The sequence below is a fragment of the Saccharomonospora sp. NB11 genome (genome assembly GCF_015910535.1).
Classification (GTDB): Bacteria; Actinomycetota; Actinomycetes; order Mycobacteriales; family Pseudonocardiaceae; genus Saccharomonospora.
The window spans coordinates 12,335-32,640 of the sequence record NZ_JACBJG010000008.1; the positions used below are offsets into that span (position 1 = coordinate 12,335).

The 20,306-nt window shown below is 66.6% G+C and carries 19 protein-coding genes, 1 pseudogene and 4 CRISPR repeat arrays (1 of these 24 cut by a window edge); of the genes and pseudogenes, 9 read left to right on the top strand and 11 right to left on the bottom strand.

Annotated elements, in window-relative coordinates; all coding sequences use genetic code 11:
• A CRISPR array of direct repeats spans positions 1-111; the repeat unit is 28 nt; unit sequence GGTCCATCCCCGCGTGCGCGGGGCCGAT; it begins 720 nt to the left of the window's first position.
• Positions 112-567: 456 nt separating this feature from the next.
• Positions 568-895: direct repeats of the CRISPR family, unit length 28 nt; unit sequence GGACCATCCCCGCGTGCGCGGGGCCGAC.
• 273 nt (positions 896-1,168) lie between these two features.
• The 8 genes from JAV51_RS13465 to JAV51_RS13500 all read right to left on the bottom strand — a co-directional run bounded on the left by JAV51_RS13465 (position 1,169) and on the right by JAV51_RS13500 (position 10,853).
• Positions 1,169-1,468 carry a hypothetical protein gene (locus JAV51_RS13465; RefSeq protein ID WP_197321057.1) on the bottom strand — a complete coding sequence of 100 codons (300 nt, stop codon included), beginning with the start codon at positions 1,466-1,468 and terminating at the stop codon, positions 1,169-1,171.
• A 219-nt stretch (positions 1,469-1,687) separates the two neighbouring features.
• A complete protein-coding gene (locus JAV51_RS13470) occupies positions 1,688-2,914 on the bottom strand; it encodes a helix-turn-helix transcriptional regulator (protein ID WP_197321058.1) in 1,227 nt (408 codons plus the stop codon).
• 290 nt (positions 2,915-3,204) lie between these two features.
• Positions 3,205-3,842: a CRISPR direct-repeat array (repeat unit 28 nt; unit sequence GGACCATCCCCGCGTGCGCGGGGCCGAC).
• A gap of 302 nt (positions 3,843-4,144) precedes the next feature.
• The gene (locus JAV51_RS13475) at positions 4,145-4,657 is read right to left on the bottom strand and encodes a hypothetical protein (RefSeq protein ID WP_197321059.1); all 513 of its coding nucleotides are present in this window, start codon (positions 4,655-4,657) and stop codon (positions 4,145-4,147) included.
• Complete coding sequence (locus JAV51_RS13480) at positions 4,654-5,901, bottom strand: RAMP superfamily CRISPR-associated protein (protein ID WP_197321060.1); 1,248 nt, start codon at positions 5,899-5,901, stop codon at positions 4,654-4,656. Before JAV51_RS13480 ends, JAV51_RS13475 begins: the two co-directional genes overlap by 4 nt.
• On the bottom strand, positions 5,898-6,887 hold the full coding sequence (locus JAV51_RS13485) for a type III-B CRISPR module-associated Cmr3 family protein (protein ID WP_197321061.1): 990 nt from the start codon (positions 6,885-6,887) through the stop codon (positions 5,898-5,900). The genes JAV51_RS13480 and JAV51_RS13485 overlap by 4 nt, the downstream gene beginning before the upstream one ends.
• Positions 6,884-7,444: an RAMP superfamily CRISPR-associated protein gene (locus JAV51_RS13490; RefSeq protein ID WP_197321062.1), complete on the bottom strand. Its 561-nt coding sequence runs from the start codon at positions 7,442-7,444 to the stop codon at positions 6,884-6,886. The genes JAV51_RS13485 and JAV51_RS13490 overlap by 4 nt, the downstream gene beginning before the upstream one ends.
• Positions 7,441-8,844 (bottom strand): hypothetical protein, encoded by a 1,404-nt coding sequence (locus JAV51_RS13495; protein ID WP_197321063.1) that lies wholly within the window; start codon positions 8,842-8,844, stop codon positions 7,441-7,443. Before JAV51_RS13495 ends, JAV51_RS13490 begins: the two co-directional genes overlap by 4 nt.
• Positions 8,841-10,853 (bottom strand): TIGR03986 family CRISPR-associated RAMP protein, encoded by a 2,013-nt coding sequence (locus JAV51_RS13500; RefSeq protein ID WP_197321064.1) that lies wholly within the window; start codon positions 10,851-10,853, stop codon positions 8,841-8,843. Before JAV51_RS13500 ends, JAV51_RS13495 begins: the two co-directional genes overlap by 4 nt.
• Positions 10,854-10,958: 105 nt before the next feature.
• Between JAV51_RS13500 and JAV51_RS13505 the strand changes: the two genes are divergently transcribed.
• The 6 genes from JAV51_RS13505 to JAV51_RS20280 all read left to right on the top strand — a co-directional run bounded on the left by JAV51_RS13505 (position 10,959) and on the right by JAV51_RS20280 (position 17,357).
• Positions 10,959-12,092, top strand: a complete 1,134-nt coding sequence (locus tag JAV51_RS13505) for a hypothetical protein (protein WP_231642189.1) — start codon at positions 10,959-10,961, stop codon at positions 12,090-12,092.
• A gap of 55 nt (positions 12,093-12,147) precedes the next feature.
• The gene (gene cas6 / locus JAV51_RS13510; RefSeq protein ID WP_197321066.1) at positions 12,148-12,768 is read left to right on the top strand and encodes a CRISPR system precrRNA processing endoribonuclease RAMP protein Cas6; all 621 of its coding nucleotides are present in this window, start codon (positions 12,148-12,150) and stop codon (positions 12,766-12,768) included.
• Positions 12,769-12,994: 226 nt separating this feature from the next.
• Positions 12,995-13,593: direct repeats of the CRISPR family, unit length 30 nt; unit sequence GCAAAGCCTCGCCCGACCTGAAGGGCATAG.
• 120 nt (positions 13,594-13,713) lie between these two features.
• Positions 13,714-15,510: a CRISPR-associated endonuclease Cas1 gene (gene cas1, locus JAV51_RS13515; protein ID WP_197321067.1), complete on the top strand. Its 1,797-nt coding sequence runs from the start codon at positions 13,714-13,716 to the stop codon at positions 15,508-15,510.
• Between the two features lie 19 nt (positions 15,511-15,529).
• The gene (gene cas2 / locus JAV51_RS13520) at positions 15,530-15,799 is read left to right on the top strand and encodes a CRISPR-associated endonuclease Cas2 (protein ID WP_197321068.1); all 270 of its coding nucleotides are present in this window, start codon (positions 15,530-15,532) and stop codon (positions 15,797-15,799) included.
• A gap of 1,137 nt (positions 15,800-16,936) precedes the next feature.
• Complete coding sequence (locus tag JAV51_RS20550) at positions 16,937-17,245, top strand: Imm1 family immunity protein (protein ID WP_197321069.1); 309 nt, start codon at positions 16,937-16,939, stop codon at positions 17,243-17,245.
• Positions 17,139-17,357, top strand: a complete 219-nt coding sequence (locus JAV51_RS20280; protein ID WP_374059043.1) for an Imm1 family immunity protein — start codon at positions 17,139-17,141, stop codon at positions 17,355-17,357. Before JAV51_RS20550 ends, JAV51_RS20280 begins: the two co-directional genes overlap by 107 nt.
• 30 nt (positions 17,358-17,387) lie before the next feature.
• On the opposite strand, the gene JAV51_RS13535 is transcribed toward JAV51_RS20280, so the two are convergent.
• Genes JAV51_RS13535 through JAV51_RS13550 form a run of 3 tightly spaced genes read right to left on the bottom strand, consistent with a single transcriptional unit; the run spans position 17,388 to position 18,452 of the window.
• Positions 17,388-17,669 carry a hypothetical protein gene (locus JAV51_RS13535; RefSeq protein WP_197321071.1) on the bottom strand — a complete coding sequence of 94 codons (282 nt, stop codon included), beginning with the start codon at positions 17,667-17,669 and terminating at the stop codon, positions 17,388-17,390.
• Positions 17,662-18,204: a hypothetical protein gene (locus tag JAV51_RS20285; RefSeq protein WP_231642190.1), complete on the bottom strand. Its 543-nt coding sequence runs from the start codon at positions 18,202-18,204 to the stop codon at positions 17,662-17,664. Before JAV51_RS20285 ends, JAV51_RS13535 begins: the two co-directional genes overlap by 8 nt.
• On the bottom strand, positions 18,201-18,452 hold the full coding sequence (locus JAV51_RS13550; RefSeq protein ID WP_197321072.1) for a zinc finger protein: 252 nt from the start codon (positions 18,450-18,452) through the stop codon (positions 18,201-18,203). The genes JAV51_RS20285 and JAV51_RS13550 overlap by 4 nt, the downstream gene beginning before the upstream one ends.
• Before the next feature lie 133 nt (positions 18,453-18,585).
• Here JAV51_RS13550 and JAV51_RS13555 point away from each other — a divergent pair.
• From JAV51_RS13555 to JAV51_RS13565, 3 genes and pseudogenes are all read left to right on the top strand, one after another.
• Positions 18,586-19,386 (top strand): annotated as a pseudogene (locus tag JAV51_RS13555) (helix-turn-helix domain-containing protein); the annotation flags it as partial.
• Between the two features lie 41 nt (positions 19,387-19,427).
• The gene (locus JAV51_RS13560) at positions 19,428-19,628 is read left to right on the top strand and encodes a DUF397 domain-containing protein (RefSeq protein WP_197321277.1); all 201 of its coding nucleotides are present in this window, start codon (positions 19,428-19,430) and stop codon (positions 19,626-19,628) included.
• Positions 19,629-19,863: 235 nt separating this feature from the next.
• Positions 19,864-20,067: a DUF397 domain-containing protein gene (locus JAV51_RS13565; RefSeq protein WP_197321073.1), complete on the top strand. Its 204-nt coding sequence runs from the start codon at positions 19,864-19,866 to the stop codon at positions 20,065-20,067.
• Positions 20,068-20,306: the final 239 nt, after the last annotated feature.

Sequence of the window (20,306 nt, forward strand, 5' to 3'; positions counted from 1 at the left end):
CCGCGGGAGAATGATCACGAAGGGTCCATCCCCGCGTGCGCGGGGCCGATCGTGAGCTCGCCCGCTGCTGGGGTCACATCACCGGTCCATCCCCGCGTGCGCGGGGCCGATACTTGTTGACCTGCGGGTTTACTCGGCCAAGGAACGGTTTTCATTCAGTCTGACACAGCGTGGGCGTGGGTTGTGCACGTGTTCTCCGAGAGGTCAACCCCCATGGTCGGGGCTTGTTGCTCTCTACGGTGCCCGATGTCCGCGGTGTGGCGTCGCAGGGGGCCAGTTCGTGTTCTCTTGCGGCGGTGAGAAGGGCTATCGGGCGTTTGTGGGTTTCCCTAGCTGGCTCGGGTGTCTGTGGTCAGTCGTTGGAGTTCGGTGAGTACGGACCGCAGGATCGGCAGTGTCGGCTCGTCGTTCTGGTGCAATGCCGCTTGTGCTTGCGCGATCACGTCGTCGCGCGGGAGGTCGGGCCACTGCCACGCGTCCCGTAGGTGTAGTTGAGTGGTCTGCTCTACCTCGGCCTCGGTTTCACCCGAATCCGCCAGCGGTGTCCTCCATGCACGCGGCCGACGCGCAGCTCGGCATCCTTCGCGGGGCCGACCTGGTATCGCTGCCGAAAGGGCGGACTGGACCATCCCCGCGTGCGCGGGGCCGACTGCCCGCCACACCTCGACCGGAACCTCTCCTGGTGGACCATCCCCGCGTGCGCGGGGCCGACGAGCCACTGGCCATCGGGGCCGCACCACTGCGGGGACCATCCCCGCGTGCGCGGGGCCGACGTACGCGGAGCAGGACGTGGTGATCAAGGGCGGGGACCATCCCCGCGTGCGCGGGGCCGACGACCCGCTCTCGGAGACGCTGGAGGCGCCGACGGGACCATCCCCGCGTGCGCGGGGCCGACACTTCTTGACCTGGGCCTTTATCCGGCCAACCGGTCGTTTTCATTCAGTCTGACACAGCGTGGGTGAGGGCCGTGCATCCGTCCTCCGCCGCATAGTCCGGGGTCCCTCGGTGTTGCCTCAACGGTGCCTGATATTCGTCGGAAGACGACGAGGGGGCGAATAAGCAGCGTTCGTTCTCGGTGGTGATCAGGGTGGAGCGCATGGGCGGCAAATGGAAAGCGTTCCATCGGACCTCGGGCGAGCTGGACGGTTCGCAGGGTTTCCAGCGTCGGTCAGCTGTTCGGTGAGCGCGTGGGAGGTTCCGGCAGCGACATCAGCGCGTCGATCACCTCGGTGAGGCTGCCCTCGGCCGACCAGATCACGTGGCCGTCGGCGCGGTCCCAGCGGCGGCCGGCGGCATCCTCACGGTCGCGCACCCGTAGCCCGTCGACATAACGGCCCGTCGCACGGCAACCGTTGATCTGCTGCAATTCCCCGTCATTGAGCTTGTGCTCGAACTGCCACCCGGCACGCACGAGGTCGCCGAGGCGCTGCAACGCAGGATCGGCGCGCGCCAGCTCGTCAACATTCACCGTGCCTGCCCTCGTCCTCGGCGGCCGTCGGCGGCGCATCCATCTCCACCTGCTCGTCGGCCTGCTCAGGTGCTGACGGCATGGGGTGCGATCCGGTTCTCGTGCCAGTCGGCACACGCCCCGGCCAGGACCGGCACACTCGGCTGTTCTTCATGACCGCGAAAGCTACGAGCAGCAGAAACCGGTCAGCGGTACAGTTCGTACCCTCACTCGTTCGGGCTAGGCAGGTATCCCGACGCGCTCACACAACGCCCGGACGTCGTCGCCGTGCCCGGTGGGCGGGCGACGGCGAAGGTCGACAAGCATCTCGCGGGCGAATCCGTTGTAGCGGATGGTTTCTGTCGCTGTCCGTTCGGCAGCGGCGAGCAGCGCCCACACCGCGTGCCGCTCGTCGCGTTGCTGATAGGCGCGCGCCACCTCGATCAGATGACGGCTTCGCCGTGGCACGGATGCGATCGTGGTCGGGTCGAGGGCGTCGGCCGCGCGGAGTGCTTCGGCTGGTCGTCGGAGTTCGACGCCGAGCGTGACCGCGTGGGCGCTCATCACCGAGCACGAGAAACTGGACTGGACATGCCGATACTCGGGGCCGAGGATGCGCGCGATCTGATCAGCGGCTTCCCAGTGGGCCCACGCCTCGCCATGTCGTCCTCGGCGCGCATGGACGTAGGCGATCTCGGCCTCCAACGCGCCGACCATGCCCCGCCAGTCGGCGGGCGCCGAGTCGAGGTGCGGCAGGAGTTGCCGGATGGCATCGTGAGCGAGAGTGAGCGCTTCGTCCCACCGACCCGCGTCGCGCAGTGCTTGCACCATCGCCCATGCGCCCCCTGCTGCGACGTATGGGTCGTCCGCTTCCTGCCCTTCGGTCACGGCCCGGTCCGCGACCATCCACACCAGTTCGGGCGCGGGCTGGTACGCCACATAGAAGTCGGCGAGCTGATACACGCCGGACAGCACACAGCGGGCGTTCCTGCGCTCGACGCCGCGGAGCAAGCGGACAGCGGCCTGCGCATCACGAATCAGGTCGGGTAGGAGGATGCCGAGCTGTGTCCGGTGGTCCGGCGAACTGTGCCGGACCTGCCACGCCTGGTCGAGCCGGTGCGCGAGGTGGGGCACGCTCGGCGGATCACCGGCAGGGGCCATGCGGTACTGAGTCAATGCGCTCTGCACGGCCGACAATGCGGCATGCCGGGAGCCTGCGAAACGTTCGACCGACACGGCGTGGCCATTTCCCGTGAGATCAGCGAGGTCCTCAAGACCGAGAGCCTGGGCGAGCTTGAGCAGCATCGGCAGCTTCGGCACCTGCAACCGTCCAGTCTCGACCGCCTTGACCCACTCAGCAGAGCGGCCGACAAGCCCCGCCAGCACCGGACGGGACATGCCAACGCGTTCGCGGTATCGCTGAATCCGCCGACCGATCGGGAAGTCGGCGTCCGGCTGCGGCGTCATCGCACCCACACCCTTCGCGGAGTCGCGTTCCCTTCGCAAGAGCCGGGGTTTGCCCGGGGTCTTCGGCTCCGCGAAGAGAGTGACTCAGAGAGTAGCGGACATCGTGTGATCGGTCGCACAACCGGCTCGGGGGCCAGGTGTGCGTCCGTGGTTGTCGCGCGCAGTTGTGGGACGGCGGTTGCAGGCTTTGTCGACGGGCTGATTCTGGGCCTCCCAGTGGAGGCGGGCATGGCAGGTGGGGAGGCGGCGGGCCGACATTCACCGCGTCCGGCGAACAGTCACAACTTCATAAAACATCCCCGCGTGTGCGGGGCCGACTGACTCCACATGTCGGCAGACCACAGGGGCACCGGACCATCCCCGCGTGCGCGGGGCCGACGACTCGGACTGGATGAACTCCGCGTTCGAGTACGGACCATCCCCGCGTGCGCGGGGCCGACCACGCCCTTGACACCGGCCGCAATGAGTACGTCGGACCATCCCCGCGTGCGCGGGGCCGACGGCGCGCGCCCTGCCGCGATCTCGCCGGTTGACGGACCATCCCCGCGTGCGCGGGGCCGACCGTCACCCTGTTCGTCGACGCCACCGACCCCGAGGACCATCCCCGCGTGCGCGGGGCCGACGCATCGTCACCGCGCAGGCACGAACGCACCACGGGACCATCCCCGCGTGCGCGGGGCCGACCGACCCGCACACTGAACTGCTCGCGTTGGAACTGGACCATCCCCGCGTGCGCGGGGCCGACGGCGAGGAAGCGGTCGACGCTGCCGCCCGCGAGGGACCATCCCCGCGTGCGCGGGGCCGACCCGAGGCGCGCGAAGCCGTCCTTGCCGGTCGCCGGACCATCCCCGCGTGCGCGGGGCCGACGCGCCCAGGGAGACGAGACCTCCGCCACCACCGGGACCATCCCCGCGTGCGCGGGGCCGACACTTGTTGACCTGGGCGTTTACTCGGCCAACGAGCGATTTTCATTCAGTCTGACACAGGGTCGGTAGGGCGTGGTCATCCGTTCTCTCCGGAAGGAGACAAGGTCAGTCTTCCCATGGTGAGTTCCCTCGGTGATGTCCCGGCTGACCCTCAGGGAGCGCGTTGCATCGCCGTTGTCATCGTGCCCTAGCGGAGCCTCAATCACCGATGCCTTGCCTCCCTGCCGTCCAGAGCAGCGCTGCGAGCGTGATCCCCGTCGGCGCGCGATCGGGCGTAGCGCAGCGATGACGTCGCCATGCTGTGTCAGCCTCCCGTCGCCGCGTCCTCTACTTCGTCGTCGGGCATGGGGGTGACCACGGGGTCCGGCAACAACTCCGACGGCAGGTCGTCCTTGTGTCCGACGAACGGCGCGCACAGTGGCAGGTGCGGCAGCAGGCGTACGTGCTCGCGGCGGCCGAGGACGTTCGCCGTTCCCCTGTACTGCTTGACTCGGTCGTCGTTGGGTTCCCAGTGGCGAATCCAGGCGACGGTCGGCTCTATTTTCTTGTCGTTGCGGGTCCAGGGAAGCGGGAACTCGACGTCGAGGGTGAGGACCGCCGCCCACCAGTACGGCACGTCGAGACGGACCCGCAGCCACCGGTGCCTGGTGAACGCCCACAGGTGAGTGGTGGCCGGGGGAGTGGCGGGCATCGGTTCGAGGTGGAAGCCGCCGGTGTCGGTCCAGGCCGCGGGCCAGTCCCGCGTGTGTTCGTGCAGCAGCGCCCAATCGGCATGTTCGTGGCGGCCGCTGCCGTACAGGGTCCAGGTGTGGGTCATGCGGCAATCTCCCCGGTGAGGCGGTCGGCCAGTGTGGTCAGGTCCGGGCGGGTCCACTCGGACGTGATTCTCACGGTGCCGAGGCCCGCTGTCGTGCGGCCTCCGATACCGACGAGCCCGTCGTGCAGGTCGGTGAGCACGGTGTCGATGAGCAGGCGGTCGACGTCGTCGAGTGGTTCGAGTGCGTAGACGCGCAGTCGGAATCGGCCCGCGGTGACCACTTCGTCCGTGAAGAGAAGTTGCTCGCGGGCGCCGCCGGTGAAGCGGTCGATGGCCACGTGTGTGCGCAGATCGGTCGTGGCGTTGTCGATGACACTGTCGGAGACGGCGATCTTGGCGCGACGCGCGTTCCGGCTTTCCCCACTGAAGCCGAAGAGGCGACACGGGTGGCACTCACCGCACCGGCGGTCGGCACAGGCTCCGGCACCGACGACGCGGCACACGTACTCGGCTCGCGACCGCAGATTGCCCTTCAGTGTGGAGCCGGGGACGACGAGTCGGCCGTCACTCCGGAGAACCTCGTTGATGATCGGGCGGTCGGAGGTGCTGTCGGCGGTGGGTTTTCCCGCGCTGATGTGCAGGCCGTCGATGATCTCGAACGTGACGTCGTAGTCGGGTTCGAGTGGGCGCTGCGGTTCCGCGAGCGGTTCCGGCGCGGGGTAGTCGTCGGGGAACCGCAGGTGCAGCCAGGTGTGCAGGCCGTGGACCGTGGTCAGGTCGTACTTGCGGTGGCCGAGGCCGACGACGGAACAGCGGCCCGCGTCGTGGCTGGCCCCGCGCCCGAGGCGGGGCCGCCACTCCTGAAGAGCTCGGAGGAACGGCTCTTCGCGTTGATCGGGGTTGTCCCAGCTCAACACGATGTCGAACTCCGTGCCCGCCGGGAGAACGGTGACTCCGTGCAGCATGGTGTTGGCCGGCGCGCCGCGTTCCCGGTCGATGGCGGTGCGGTGTCGCACGGTGCCGTTCGTGTCGCCGAGATACCGGGTGCCCAACACCTGGATGCTCGATGGGATGCGTTCGACGTCGTTGGCGATGCCGAACAGCGTTTTCTCCGGCAACAGCTCATCATAGGTGGCGCAGTGCGCGCGCAGGCTGCCCGCGACCGTGGTGCCGGGGAGATGGGGACGCCCCGTGGTGTCTCTGCGGAGCGGCAGCACGTTGTCCACATCGGGAAGGGCTTCCGGTGCGGTGACTCCGCCGGGTGTGTCCATGCGCAGTTTGACGGTGATCACCATGCTGATCATGTGTGAGCCTCCGGTCGCGGCGGGGCAACATACAGGGCGCCGAACCCTTCGCGGCGCCGGAGTCCGATGCCGCGGGCGGCGAGTGTTCGCCGTGCCTCCGGGCTCGGTGCTTCCGCGCAGCGGATGCGATAGGTGGAGCCGGCGGCCACCGCGCGTTCGACGGGTTTGGGCAGCCCGCTGGCGGCGTGCCAGCCTCCTACTTCGTCCCATCGGGTCCAGGCACCGACGACCTCGAGAGCCTCCACCCCGAGGACGTCGGACAGCTCACGCAGGTCGGGTTGGTCCGCGGGGAACCCGAAGTCGTCACAGAACGCGGCAGGGGCGGCCAGCCGCAGGATGACGTCCTGGCCCACGCACTCGACCGGATCGGGCTCGGCCGTGGTGTCGACGGCGAGGGTGACACTTCCTCGCAGGCTCCGTCGCGAACCGAACGACAGCGTGTGGATCGGCTCGTCGCCGCAGAACAGGGCACGTGTCGCCGGGCCGTGCAACCACCCGCTCAGACGCGCTTGTTCCTTCAGCATGCTCTGGGTGAACAGGTGGCCGTCGCGGGCGACTCCTTCCGCGGTCAGAGCCGTCGTGGTGCGGGTTTCGAGCGGCACACGACCGCGGGCTTGGCCCTTGCTGAAGACCAGCGGGTCCTCGCATTCGTCACACGTCGTGGCGTGCTCGTCGTAGGCGGCGTCCCATTCGCTGCGACAGTTTTCCGACGCGGCGTACTTGTGGCGTTTCACCGACAGCGGCACCGGAAGACTGGCCTCGGAGTGCAGGGGCCCGAAGCTGCCCGCTCCCTCGAACGTCTCCAGGAACTCGGGGAGTTGCGTGACCTCCCGGCCGCGTCGGCGAATCCACGCGGCGGCCAACGCTCCGCGCAGCACCGATCCGGGAACGTGGTTGTGGGTCTCCTGCCGGAAGTCGGCGCGGGCGTTACGGCCCGCGGCGACCGGTTGGGTGAGAGTGACCGTGATACGCGCGTACTCGCTCATGCCGACCTCAGTGCCAGGAAGCGTTCGACAGCCGCTTGGTCCAGTTCCTCGGTGGTGCAGGTGATGGTGACCCAGCCCAGTCCGCGTCGGCGGTCGGCGCCGAGCGAGCGGGTGGCTTGGCCCGCCACGGCGAGCACGAGGCGGTGGGTTTGCAGCGTCGCCTTGTCCAGCGGATGTCGCTGCGCGATCGTGAAACGCGCCGTCTCGGCGCCGATCTGCTCGGTGACGGCGAGCATGTCGGGTTTCGCGGCGTGGGTGTGTGAATCGACTGCTACCCGGGCCGCGGGGCGCGTCTGGTGCCATCCGTTGTCGGGGACGGCGTCGTGCCACAGCCACGGGCATTCGATGCTGGACGAACCGAACACCTCATGGACCACTCTGGTGTGGGGTTCGAGCAGCCGCAGTGCGGTGGCGCGCATGACGCCTTTGAGGCTGCTGCTGGGCAGTGGCCGGTGGGCATCGACTCCGGCGTCCAAACCGGGGCGAGCGTGCCCGGTGGAGACCCGGAACGGCGTGTGGAAGCGCACCTCGAATTCGAGTGTGGACATCTCGGTCATACGGTCCTCCACCACCGCACCATGCCGAGTGCGTCCTTGAGAAGGATGGGGCCTTCGAGGAACCGCTGCACCAGGCCCCACAACCCGAGGCGCTCCGCATGGGATTCCAGACGTTCCAGATCGTTGTCGCTTGCCAACAGGGCGAGGTTGGCGCGCGCTGAGGCGCCGAGTTCGGCCAGCGAATCAAGATCCGCCCAGGCGTCGACCAGCATGTCCAGTGCGGGGGCTTGGCGTTGGTCGGGCACCTGGTGATGGAGTGGGTGAGGTCCGTCGTGTGTGATGTCCTGCCACGCCAGCGACGCCCGCTTGCCGCGATGCTGTTCCTTGGCGTGGGAGAGCAGCTCTCCCGCCAGGTCCACGGCAGCGGACAGCGGGCTGGAACGGTGGTGAAACACGATGGCCGCTGACACCGTGGGCACCGGCAGTTCGACCAGTCCCGCGTCGGCGAGTTCTGCGGCCAGGGCGTCCTGAAACGTGGTTTGGAGTGTGCGCGCGAACGACCATGCTTCGTGCGCGGGGATGCTCACGAGCACGTCGTCTCCGCCCACGAGATGCGCGATGACCGGCATCGTCTCGTCGGTGTCGGCCGACATCCCCTCGATCGCGGCCAGCAGCGCCGACCAGGTGGCGTTCTCGATCGCCGAAGGCAGGTCGAAGGTCGTGCCGATGCCGTCACGCCGCAGGTCGCGAAGTTCCTTGTTGAGCTTGCCGACCGCGTTGCCGTCGGCGTAGACGGTGGCCAGGTGTGTGTTGTCGTTCTCCTTGCCCAGGAGGGCCAGATCCGGGAACTTGTCCGGCAGTGTGATGTCGCGGCCGTGCTGGGCTTTCCAACGCTTCAGCAGGTCGCGTTCGACACCGGGTGTCAATGCCGCGGTCTTGCTGCTGGTGAAGCCGGCGCAGCTGTGGCGCTTTGCGCAGTCCTCACACAACTGCACTTGTTTCCGGTCGTCTCCCGCTCCGACCATGGCTTCGCGGCCGGCAGGCCAGGAGCGGCACCAGTCGCAGGGTTTGCTCGCGGGCCACTCCGACACCGGCGCGGGCCAGTCGCGGGTGACGAGCGGTTCGTCGGCGGCATGCGCGTCCAGCGAGTCCTGCCCCTCCCACCGGGTGGAGCGCAGCGGGGCCGCGGGCAACGCCTCGCGGAGGTAGCGCACCACGTGGTGCTCGACGTCGTCCACGGCGTCGTCGCAAAGGAGTTCCAGCGCGATGACGCCGTCGATGTCGCCGTAGGCGGTGTTGCGTCGCGCCTTGTCGGTGATTTTGGTCAACATCGTGTCCACGGCCTCGGCCATGGTGGCCTCTCGGATCATGCGCGAGGCACCGCGTCGGCCGCGCAGGTGCGGGGTTCTGGCCAGCCAGGACTGGATCTGCACCACGGCCACGTCGAGGAAGAGCGTCACCGCCTGCCTCCCCGCGGCTTGCCGGGAAGTCGTTGCTGGTTGGGCAGCTCGCACGGGTCGGCCTCGTCGATGATCGGGAGCTCCTGGTTGTCGTCCGCGAGATCGGGCAGCGCTAGGAGCGGGTTCCCGCGGCGTTTGCCGTTCTTCTTCTGATACTCGGTGCCCGACGTCTGCTTCCAGAACGCGAACCCCGTGTCGAAGGCCTCGGAAGCCTGCGCGGGAGAGGACGACGAGTCACCCGGCGGATACCAGACCTTGTCGGCTTTGACGGCGTCGGGCTTGAGTGCCTTGGCGAGCAGCGGCCAGGTCTCGACCACCTCGGGGCAGTGCTGCTCCATCCATTCCCGGAACTGGCCGATCAGCGCCTCCATGTCGAGCTTGGCGGACGGGCAGGAAACGCCGTAACGGGTCCCGGTGCGCCACACGTCGCTGCTCGTGAGATCGACGCTGAGGGTGCAGGCGCCGAACCCGAACGGCTTTCCTCCGCCGATGTGCTGCCACACCTTCTCTTCGCCCAACAGGGTCGACGGTTGCAGCGTCGCCAACAGCCCACCGAGTTGAATCTCGTCCAGGTCGCTGAAGACGAGCGTGGCGCTGAACGTGTTGCCCTTCCGGAGGAAGGCGACGTCGGTGGTCAGCTCACTGCTGTGGTGAGGGCGTGCTTTGGCGCGGTAGGTCTGCAGGGAGCTTCCCAGTTCGGTGTGCCAGTAGTGTTTGCGCCCGCGCAGCGGCCGGGGCTGCGGCAGGTCGGCGGCCGAGCCCCATCCCCGCAGCGGCGGATCACCCGCGTTTCCCCGGACACGCTCGTCGTTCACCAGGTAGAACTGTCCTGATCCCGGTCGGGGAGCGCCCATGGGCGCGAGCTTGAGGGTCGCGATCGCGCTGTCCTTGCCCGCGCCGCCCTTCTTTTTCTTCGACTTGGCGCGTTTGACGAGCACCGCGTCGGAGAACCGCACATGCCCTCGGTAGGAGTTCTGCCGGGCTTCGGGGGTGTCCTTGCCTTCGGTGTCGGCCGAGCCGAACACCTGACAGCTCGGACACAGGCGCTCCCACTCTCGGCAGGCGTGGAATCCCGGATCGACGCGTTCGCCCGCGGAGATGCTGCCCGGATGACGCCAGATCATGGACAGTCGCAGCGACTCGATCTCGCCGTCGGAGTCGAGCCGAACCCAGACCGGCTGGCCTTCGTGCAGGCGACGGCTGGCGTAGTGGCGTCGGCCGATGACCCTGCCCTGGAACGTGACGTCCGCGAAGACGTCATCGGGGTCGCGTTTCTTCAGCTGTGCGGTGCGTAGATCGTCGGCGCCGTCGACGGCGTGCAGGAAGTCCTGCCACACCTCGTCGGGAACGGTCCGCGGGACCGCGCCGACCGGGTAGCGGCGCAACTGTGCCTTGTAGTTGCGCTTGTCTCTTTTGGCGGCGTTGCGGACCTTGGCGTCGCTGATGAACACCACCCACTCGCCGTCGTCGTCGCGGTACGCCTCGTCGGGCCTTCCCCTGGTGAACGTCACGGTCAGCCGTTCGCCGGATCTCAGCGGGGGACCGCCGCCCGCTGCCCGGACGAGTAGATCGTGGGGCAGTTTCGGCGGATCGTCCTCGTCCGGACACAGCAGCAGTGTCGGCGGAGCGTCTTCGCTGACGTGTTCGGCCACGATCGCCATCCGCAGCCCTTGGACGGTCTTGGCGGTGACCGAATCCCGGTAGCCGGGCACGAAATCGCTGTCGAACACCCGCAGGCAACTGCCGGTGATCGTTTCGTGCAGGGACCGCAGCGCCCCTTTCAACGACGACCCGGGAATGAACGGAGTGCCATCGGCCCGCCGCGGCACGTCGGGCGTCTTCTCGCTCCCGAAACCGCGAATCAAAACCCCGGTTTCAGTATGGACGGTCACTTTCAGTGTGCCGGACAGCAAGTCCGATCGACCGGAGTGTCCGTGGGGGCGAGCGCGGGTCGGTGGAGCATCGGGAAAGGGAACGAAGGTGTAGGGATTGACGAACTTTTCAGCCATGCCCCTGCCCCCTGCTGTCCGCGTCGCTCTGTCGAATCCGCTTTCCGGTGCGATGCGGTAGGTTACCGAAAGCGCACCGACTGTGAGGGGGTTTCGGTGAGAACCGTGCGCCAGGTCGTCCCGCGGCGGGGGCAGCTTCCCGTCGTGCTGTCGAACACGCTGATCGTCGTCTCCGCGGCTGTGCTCACCGCCGCGCTCGCGCTCGTCGTGGAGGACGCCATTCCCAAGGCAGGTGAGGGCGAGCCGGAGATCGTGCCGTTGCGGGCGGCGCTCCTGCTGGGAATGCTCGTGGTGCTACTGGTGGCGCTGGCGTGGAGGACGGTCGTGCACGATACGCGGGGAACCCTGTTCTACGTGCAGATCCTCAACGAGGGAATGGCCAACCGGCACACGGAGCCGTTGCGCGCGGCCCAGGCCGAGCACATGTCCCTGCGCACGGTGACGCGGTGGATCGACCTGGCCAGCCGCCGGCGGGGCGGTGTGGTGGACGTGGTGGAACCGTGCCACGAGGTCGGCCGGGCGCTGGAGGAGAGCGTCAACACCGACCGCGACGACACCGGCTACACCGTCGCGCCGAACCTGCTGTGGCCGATGTCGCTGGCCGTGGGCGCCCACCTGCCGCAAGGAGACAACCTGCGACTACTGGAGCTGGGGCAGGGATCGGGTGACATCGGGTTCGAGCTGAACTCGCCCGGCACGGGAAAGCTGAAGAGCGAATTGCACCCGGTGCCGGAGCCGAAGGGCGACCGGGTGGGGGTGTGGCTGGCGCTGACGGAGAGCGCGCGGTTTTGCGACGTCAACACGTTTGCCCAGTTCGGAGTGAGCACGGTGCACGTCGTCACCTACGGCGACAAACTCCCCGGACATGACGGTTATCAGCCCCGGTTCGACCGGGACGATCTTGCTTCTCTCGGCGCGGACGCCGCCGAGAAACTAAGGGAGATCAAAGCCCAGGCCGGTTCCCGGGAGCTGGTCGTGATCGCCATGGTGCCCAAGACCACCGCGTTGGCGATCGGTTGGCAGCTTTCCCAGATGAAGAAGTGCCCGTTCTTCCACAGCACCCATCTGATGGCTCACGACCCCAACACCAAGGCGTACGTCCCCATGCGGGTGCGGGAATCGCAGCCGACCACACCACCGACCGAACCGCTCACGGCGCTTCCGCCCAGCGGGAAGGCCGCGGGGAACGGGCATGACACGGAGGCCGCCGGTGCCGGCGACGGTCCGACTGACTCTTGACCTCGCCGGACGGCCACGGATCTACCCGGCGAGGCTGCACGGCGCGGCGTGCGCGTTGCTGGAAACCACCCGCGATGATCATCGCCGGCAGCACAAGCCGTTCGCGGTCGGCCCGCTGTACGACGTCGGCGGCCACACCCGTTGGCGGCTCGGCTGGCTCACCGACCACGACCCGCCACCTCTTCCGCGACTGGTCCGGTTCGGCGACACTCCGTGTCCGGTGTTGGACGTGCGCGTGGAGCAGACCAGCTACGCCGAACTCGCCCGCTCGGAACCTGCTCGTCACGCGCAACTGCGCATGACGAGCCCGCTGTATTTCTCTCGCAGCGGTCGCGACCACCCACTGCCGGATCCGGTGCTCATCGTGCGCAGCGCCGCCCAGCGATGGAACGCCCATGCGCCCGAAATGTTCACCATCGCCGACAAGCAAATCCGAGCGGTGACCGGCACGGTGTTCCTGCACGACATGGAAGGCGAGACGGTACGCACCCCGGTATCGGCGACCATGCACCAGACGGGCTTCCTCGGCTCCGTGAGGCTCGGACTGACCAAGTCCGCCGACCACGCCGCCCGCATGGTGTTCGCCGCGCTCCTGCGCTTCGCCGCCCTGGCCGGTGTCGGGGCCCAAACCACTCACGGCTTCGGCAGCATCCAACTGGAAGAGCTCTCCGCGTGATCTCCGGCAGTTGCAGGACGTCGCAACCGCCCAGTCAGAGGCCGGTACAGATCAACGACGAATCGCCGGAAAACCCGCCGGTCCTCGCAACCGGCATCGCCGCAGGTCAACGCCCTGTGGAAGGCGGAGGGAAGGCTGCCGCCGGACGGCATGTGGATCTTGCTTGTCCCGGTCCTCGCGACCGGCTACCATTTCCGCAGGTCACAAGGGGTGCCAAACCCGACCAGTCGCAAAGCCTCGCCCGACCTGAAGGGCATAGAAACATGTTTTCCGGTAGGCAATCCACTTTCTGCTCGTTGTCGCAAAGCCTCGCCCGACCTGAAGGGCATAGAAACGTTCCACGACATGTGCATGAACAGCGCGATCACGGCGGTCGCAAAGCCTCGCCCGACCTGAAGGGCATAGAAACTAGGAATCCCTGGAGCTCTTTATACAGTCTGTTAGAGTCGCAAAGCCTCGCCCGACCTGAAGGGCATAGAAACTCATGTTCATGATTCGGAGGAGATAACCTCTTGAGTGAAGTCGCAAAGCCTCGCCCGACCTGAAGGGCATAGAAACTCTTCAGCTCCTTGGCGTCGCAAAGCCTCGCCCGACCTGAAGGGCATAGAAACGGTAGAATCCTGCTGTGTCAGTCAGTGGGTTTCGTCGCAAAGCCTCGCCCGACCTGAAGGGCATAGAAACCTTTTATTCGGGAAGACGAAGATACGTCTCAGCAGGTCGCAAAGCCTCGCCCGATCTGAAGGGCATAGAAACGTTCACATCATGCGGAGTCAGGTTGACGATATGCGTCGCAAAGCCTCGCCCGATCTGAAGGGCATAGCTTCACAGTTGAATAGACGGGACGACATCTGACGCGTATCTGGGGGTGCCATGGGGGTGTTGTATTCTCGGGCTTTCACGCAGCAGGCGTTATTGGATGCGTGGGATCAGGTCCGGGATTCGGCGTTGGAGGATGGGCGTCCGGATTTCGAGGTGGAGCGGTTCGAGGCGGACGCCGCCCGGCTGATCAGTAAGTTAGCGGCCGAATTGCGGGAAGGCACGTGGCGGCCCTCGCCCGTGCGGCGGGTGGAGATCCCGAAACCGTCGGGTGGGGTGCGGCGGCTGGGAGTACCCGTCCTGGCGGATCGGATCGTGGAGCGCGCCTTGCTGGCGGTACTGGATCCCGAGATCGACCCGTTGCTGTTGCCGTGGAGCTTCGCCTACCGGCGGGGCCTCGGGCCGCGCGATGCGGTGGCGGCGTTGACCGAAGTCCGCGATACCGGCGCGACATGGGTAGCTCGTGCCGACATCAAGGACTGCTTCGAGCGCATTCCTCAGTGGGAAGTGCTGCGCCGTCTACGGGAAGTGGTCGACGACCAGCGGGTGATCCACCTGGTGGGCATGCTGCTGGACCGCCGAGTCCGAGGCGGCCGGACAAATCCAGACGACCGCGGGCGCGGGCTCCACCAAGGCAGCGTGCTCTCCCCGCTGCTGAGCAACCTGTATTTGGATGTGTTCGATCGAGCGATGCTGGAGGAAGGCTGGCGGGTGATCCGCTACGGCGACGACTTCGCCATCCCGGTCACCAGCCGGTCGGAAGGGGAACAGGCGCTGCGGGCGGCGAGCACCCGGTTGGAAGACCTCCGGCTGGAGCTCAACACTGGTAAATGCCACGTTGCCTCGTTCGAGGACGGGGTTCGGTTCCTCGGTGAGACTCTCACCGCTTCCACGCTGGCGGCCTCGGAGATGCTGTCCCACCCCACCGAGACCGTTGTCTACGTGGACCGCCAGGGCAGCCTCGTCCGCGTGCGAGGAGACCGCCTGATCGTCGTGGACGGCGACGAATCGTTGTTGCGGCTGAATCTGCGGCGGGTACGGCAGGTGGTGTGCTTCGGGCGTGTCGGACTCACCACCACGTTCCTGCACCGGGCAGCACAACGTGGCATCGAGGTCGTGCTGCTCACCGAGCAGGGCACCCTCGGCAGCAGGCTCACACCACCGACGACCTCCGACCCGACAGTGCGCCGCGCCCAGTACCGGGCCGCTGACGATGCGACACGGACTCGTCGCCTTGCCGCCGCCTTCGTCGACGGCAAGATCGACAACATGCGGGTGTCGCTGCTGCGTGCCGCCCGACGCCGCGAAGACGGCGACGCTTCCGCGGCCGCGGAACGGCTGCGCGAAGCAGGACAACGGTTGAGCGATGCCGCAGACCTCGACGCGGTGCTGGGGTGGGAAGGCAGCTCCACGCGGGAATACATGCAGGGGCTGCGGCGACTGCTCGATCCGGAGTGGGACTTCCACGGGCGACGTCGCAGGCCACCGACCGATCCGGTCAACGCCATGCTCTCCTACGGCTACACGCTGCTGTGTCACGAGGCGATCGCCGCAGCGGAAGCCGCCGGACTCGACCCGATGGTCGGTTTCCTGCACCGGCACCGCTGGGGACGGCCCGCGCTCGCGCTAGACCTCATGGAGGAGTTCCGGCCGATGACCGTGGACGTCGCCGTGTGGCGCTGTATCAGCACGCGGCAGGTGCGGCCCGACCAGTTCACCACCGAGCCCGACACCGGATGCCGCATGGGCGACGACGCCAAGCACACCTTCCTCGCCGCCTACGAAAAACGCATGCTCACCCTGATTTCCCACCACGGCACAGGACGCCGGGTCTCCTACCGGGTGGCGCTGTCCCTACAGGCGAAAGCACTCGCCAAATCGCTGCTCGACCCGGACGAGCCGTACCGGGCGCTGCGATGGAAATGAGGAAACAGTGATCGTGGTCGTGGCCTACGACATCGTCGACGACCGGCGTCGCGAGGACGTCGCGATGCTGCTGTCGGGATACGGGCCCCGGGTGCAACTGTCAGTGTTCGAATGCGAGGTGCGCGACCGCGACGAACTCCGTGCCCTGCGCGCCGCGCTCAGAGAATGCATCGACCCCCTGGAAGACCAGGTACGCCTGTATCCCACCACCGCACGAAGCTTCGAAGAGCGCTACATCATCGGAGCTCGCACCGTCGAAGAACGAGCCGACTACTGGATCGTCCGATGAGGTGGTACAGGCTGCCCCGTGGAGGCCGGGATTCGCGTCGGTCCTCGCAAAAGCGTCTGCGCAGGTCAAGCCCGATGAGAACAGTGAGTACGGGGTGGTGGAGTGCGATCCGCCAACCACCGTTGGAGCGGTCCTCGCAACCCGCTACCATCACCGCAGGTCAACACCCGCGCCGGACCCCCCATCCGTCGCAAAGCCTCGCCCGGTTTGAAGGGCATAGAAACGCTCGAGCTCAGCCGGAGTCAAGCTCACTCCGTCCTGTCGCAAAGCCTCGCCCGGTTTGAAGGGCATAGAAACACCTCCTCGCGCATTTCCCCTTGTAGGAATCCCTGGAGCTCGTCGCAAAGCCTCGCCCGATTTGAAGGGCATAGAAACGTCCTTCGCACCTGGTGCAGGTGCAGCAGCCCGGGTGTCGCAAAGCCTCGCCCGATTTGAAGGGCATAGAAACGGTAGACCTCGTCAAACTTCTCTACGAGTTTTCGGGTCGCAAAGCCTCGCCCGGCTTGAAGGGCATAGGGTCTTGTCGAAATCGGTGTCGCATCCGGTGCTTTCCTTTGTTGTAAACTTTGCTGAGGATGAAACTCGCGTGCCCCGGTTTGTGTGTGCAAAAATCCAGGAAGGCCTGATGTGGAAGTGGCTTGCAGCGGCTGGATAGGCACTTGTAGGAGTATCGAAACGATATATTGCTGACAAGTCGTAGTCCGCGTGACTTCTTACCGTAAAGGCGTGTGAACAGCGGCTGCTGCACTGTGTACGGAACCCTCGATGGATCGGGTTCTGGCTTGCCACGCTGGGGGCACTCGACGTGTGAACTGCTGGCACGAAGTGCTTCACAAGGGCGGACAGGTGCAGGTTGTCAGCGCGAAGACGACCTGGCGGGCCGGCCCGCGGGCACCGACAGGGAGCACAGACAGGCCGGACGGTGCATCACCGTGATGCAGGCGGGCAACGCCTTCCGATGTCACTGCTCTCGCCGCAGCCATCCCACTCGACGGAACCGTGACTCGAAACGCACATCCGTTTCCCTGAACACCGTGTTTCTGTTACCGGGATCGCGGTCGTCCGTGCCGGAACGTCGAGTCAGCGTTTGCGGCATGGCACTCGCCGCTTCGCCAAGACCGGAGGAAGAAGGCCGCCGTGGCGCAAGGACTGAACGTTCACTACCTGGTCGAACACGCCGACAACCCCGTCACCGTGAACACGCCCGACGAGGTTCGTACGTCGCTCCGCGCCGTCAGGGACGCCTACCCGGCCGGCCGTCCCGTGCTCCTCACTGTGGTCGTGGCCGATGACCCGTGGAAGTCCGAACTCTCTGTCGGAATCGACGGAGAAGGGCGTATTGCACTACTCCGGGGAGGGCACCCCACCCAACGGCGTTTACAGCGAGAATCCGACCCCCTCCAACCCCTCTCCAGTGATCTACTACTACGTCTCGGCCGACACTGAGTTCCCGGCCAACGCGGAAATCCCATTCTCAACAGTGGAAGCAGCCGTGGTCGAGTACCTGACCACAGAAGGCGAGCAACCGGCAGCCGTGAATTGGCAAACCACCATGTGAGCTGCCACCCCCGAGGATCGGGCCGGAGAGCTATGGCACGAGCTGCTGTAGTCCGTGTAGCAGGCGTTGGAGTGTGGGTAGGTCGGTGGAGTGGGCGCGGCGCAGCGCGTGGCGTGCCTCGGCGGTGGTCTCGTCGGGATCGACGGTCGGCCATGCCGGTAGGTGTCCGAAGTGGAGGCCGGTGGTCGGCTGGGCATCTATCACGGCGGGGATGGTTTCGGTGGTGGGTTCGTGGCTGTCCAGCGCCCAGAACTGTGTGGTGGGCGGGTCGTCGCACTCGGGGTGGAGTACGGCGGTGGGCGCGTCATACATCGACGGTGTCCTGGTGGGTGAGTAGGTGGTGGGCGAGTTCGGCGACGTGGCGGCCGACGGCGTGGAAGTGGCGGGTGTCGTGGGGTGCGGCGTCCGCGAGGTGGGCAAGGGCTCCGATGACTTCGTAGGCGTGGCACCACAGCTCGCGGGCGGGGCCGTCCTCGACAACCGGCGCCCATTCGGCGGGGCGGGCGGCTTCGAGGATTCCGGCGGCGCGGTCGTGGAGGTCCTCCCGTCTGCCGTCCATGGCGCGACACATGTCGGCGAGAGTGTCGGCGAGGGTGTGCCATTGGCTGCGGGTGAGGAGGGCGTGGGGAGTTTCGCGGCCTCCCGTGAGCGCGGGTTGCGGGTTGATCTCGTCGGCGCGGGCGAGCATGTCGGTGCCGAGCGCGCACAACGCCTCGCCCACCTCACGCAAATCCCGTGCGGGGAGTTCACCGCCGTTCTGGCCGGCCATGAGCGCGAGCGCGACTTCCCCGAGGCCGCCGTTCACCCGACGCAACCGCGCCAACAGACGCCGGTCCGACTCGATCACTGCGCGCCCTCCGTTTCAGCGGCGAGGGCCGGGATCTCCTCCGGCGGGAAACCCTCGCGTACCCGCCACTCGCGGTCACAGCGCCAGCAGGTCTGGTCGAACCACATTCCCGGCGCCATGTCCTGAGTCCGGGGCGTCACGGTCGCCCCGCACAAGGTGGTGAGCGGCTGCCCGACCGCAGGTCGCTCGGCGTCGGTGTCGTAAGCGTGCCGCCGTCCGTCGGCCTGCTGCCACAGATATCGCTGCATGGGAGCCTCCGTCTCAGTAGGATCGAGACAACAGTCTTGATTCATGAATCAAGATGGCTGATTCGTGAATCATGTGGCAATACTCCGAACGGCTGAACGTCGTGTGTCTCGATCGTGCTCTATCGTTTGATTCATGAGCGGAATCAACCCGGATGCGTTGGCGTACGTGCTTGGCGGTGAGATCCGTGCTCACCGGGAAGCCGCCCGCCTGGTGCAACGCGAACTTGCGCGCCGAGTGGGTGTCTCGCACAGCATGGTTGTTCGCTGGGAGCGCGGCATCCGTGTTCCCGACGCGGCCCATCTCGTGAAGTTTGCCGATGTGTTGGGCCTCTCCGCAGTTGACCGTGATCGCCTAACGCAGCTCGCCCGCGAGGCCGCAGACGAACCTGTCAATGAGGTGTCGGCGGGTGAGCGTGGTCAGGCCGACGCGCTAACTACGTTGATCGAATTCGAACGTTCGGCAACCGCGATCACGGACGTTTCACCCCTGTTGGTGCCGGGCTTGATGCAGACCAGCGACTACGCGCGCATCGTGCTCGGTCGTGCAGCGGACGTTGAGACCCGGACAGCCGTGCGTGTCGGGCGGCGCGATGTCCTCACCCGCAGGCGGAACCCCGTTCAGTACACGGCGATGATCCTTGAGTCTGTGCTGCACCAACGCATAGGTAGTGAAGTCATGGCAGATCAGCTACGGCTGATCTACACGCTGGCTGATCTTCCGAACGTGTGTGTCCGTATCATCCCCGACGCGGTTGGGCTTACACGGGCGCACATGGGTGCGTTCATGCTGATCGAATTCGCTAAAGCTGAGCCGATCGTTCACCTGGAACACCTGTCGACGACAGCTTTTCTACGGGATCGGGCAGACGTGGAGGCGCACATGGGAGCGCGAACGGACCTTGATCAGGTGGCGATGAGCCCGGACGATTCGATCGAGCTCATCGCGGATGTCATCGAAAAAATGGAGACGACACAATGGCGGTACACGAGGCGTTCGGCGAATGGCGTAAATCGTCGTTCAGTGGCGAACAGACGAACTGTGTGGAGTTCCGCCGCACGCCAGACGGGGTGGAGGTCCGTAACTCGAAGCGGCCTGACGCTGGGACTGTCGCCTACACCGACAGCGAGTGGAAGGCGTTCATCGCTGGCGCGAAGAACGGCGAGTTCGATATCTGAAGCCGTCTTTGCACGCTGGCCCGCACCTCGGTCATGGTGCGGGTTGGCTTGTCGCGCAGCCGCTTTTTCCGAGGCCATCCCCGACCGTGAGACCGGGGAGCCTTTGCTCTCAGCGGTCTGAAAAGACGGTGGCCGGTTACCGGGACGCGGTCGATACCCTGTGCCGGTCGGCGATGAGCCCCGCCGAATCCATGCAGCTCATCGCCGATGCCCTCGAACAGAAGGAGACGCAACCGTGAGCGGACAGCGCAAGCACGACGGCGCCTGGCGCAAATCGTCGTTCAGTGGCGGGCAGACTGACTGTGTGGAGTTCCGTCGCACGCCGGACGGGGTGGAAGTCCGTAACTCCAAGCGGCCCGAGGCCGGGACCGTCGCCTACACCGACAGTGAGTGGAAGGCGTTCATCGCCGGCGCGAAGAACGGCGAGTTCGACATCTGAACCGTCCCTGCAAGTCAACCCGCACCTCGGTCATGGTGCGGGTTGACTTGTCGTGCAGCCTCTTTTCCGAGGCCCTCCCCGATCTGAGAGCAGGGGCATCTGCCCTCAGCGGTCTGGTCGAGCGACGGCCCCGGCATCAGCGCCGTCATCATGGCGCTCGCGGACGCCTTCTACGAGGCCGCGCTCGATCAGCGGACGGAGCTGTGAGAAGTCCGGTTCTGCACGGGAAGCCCACGCCG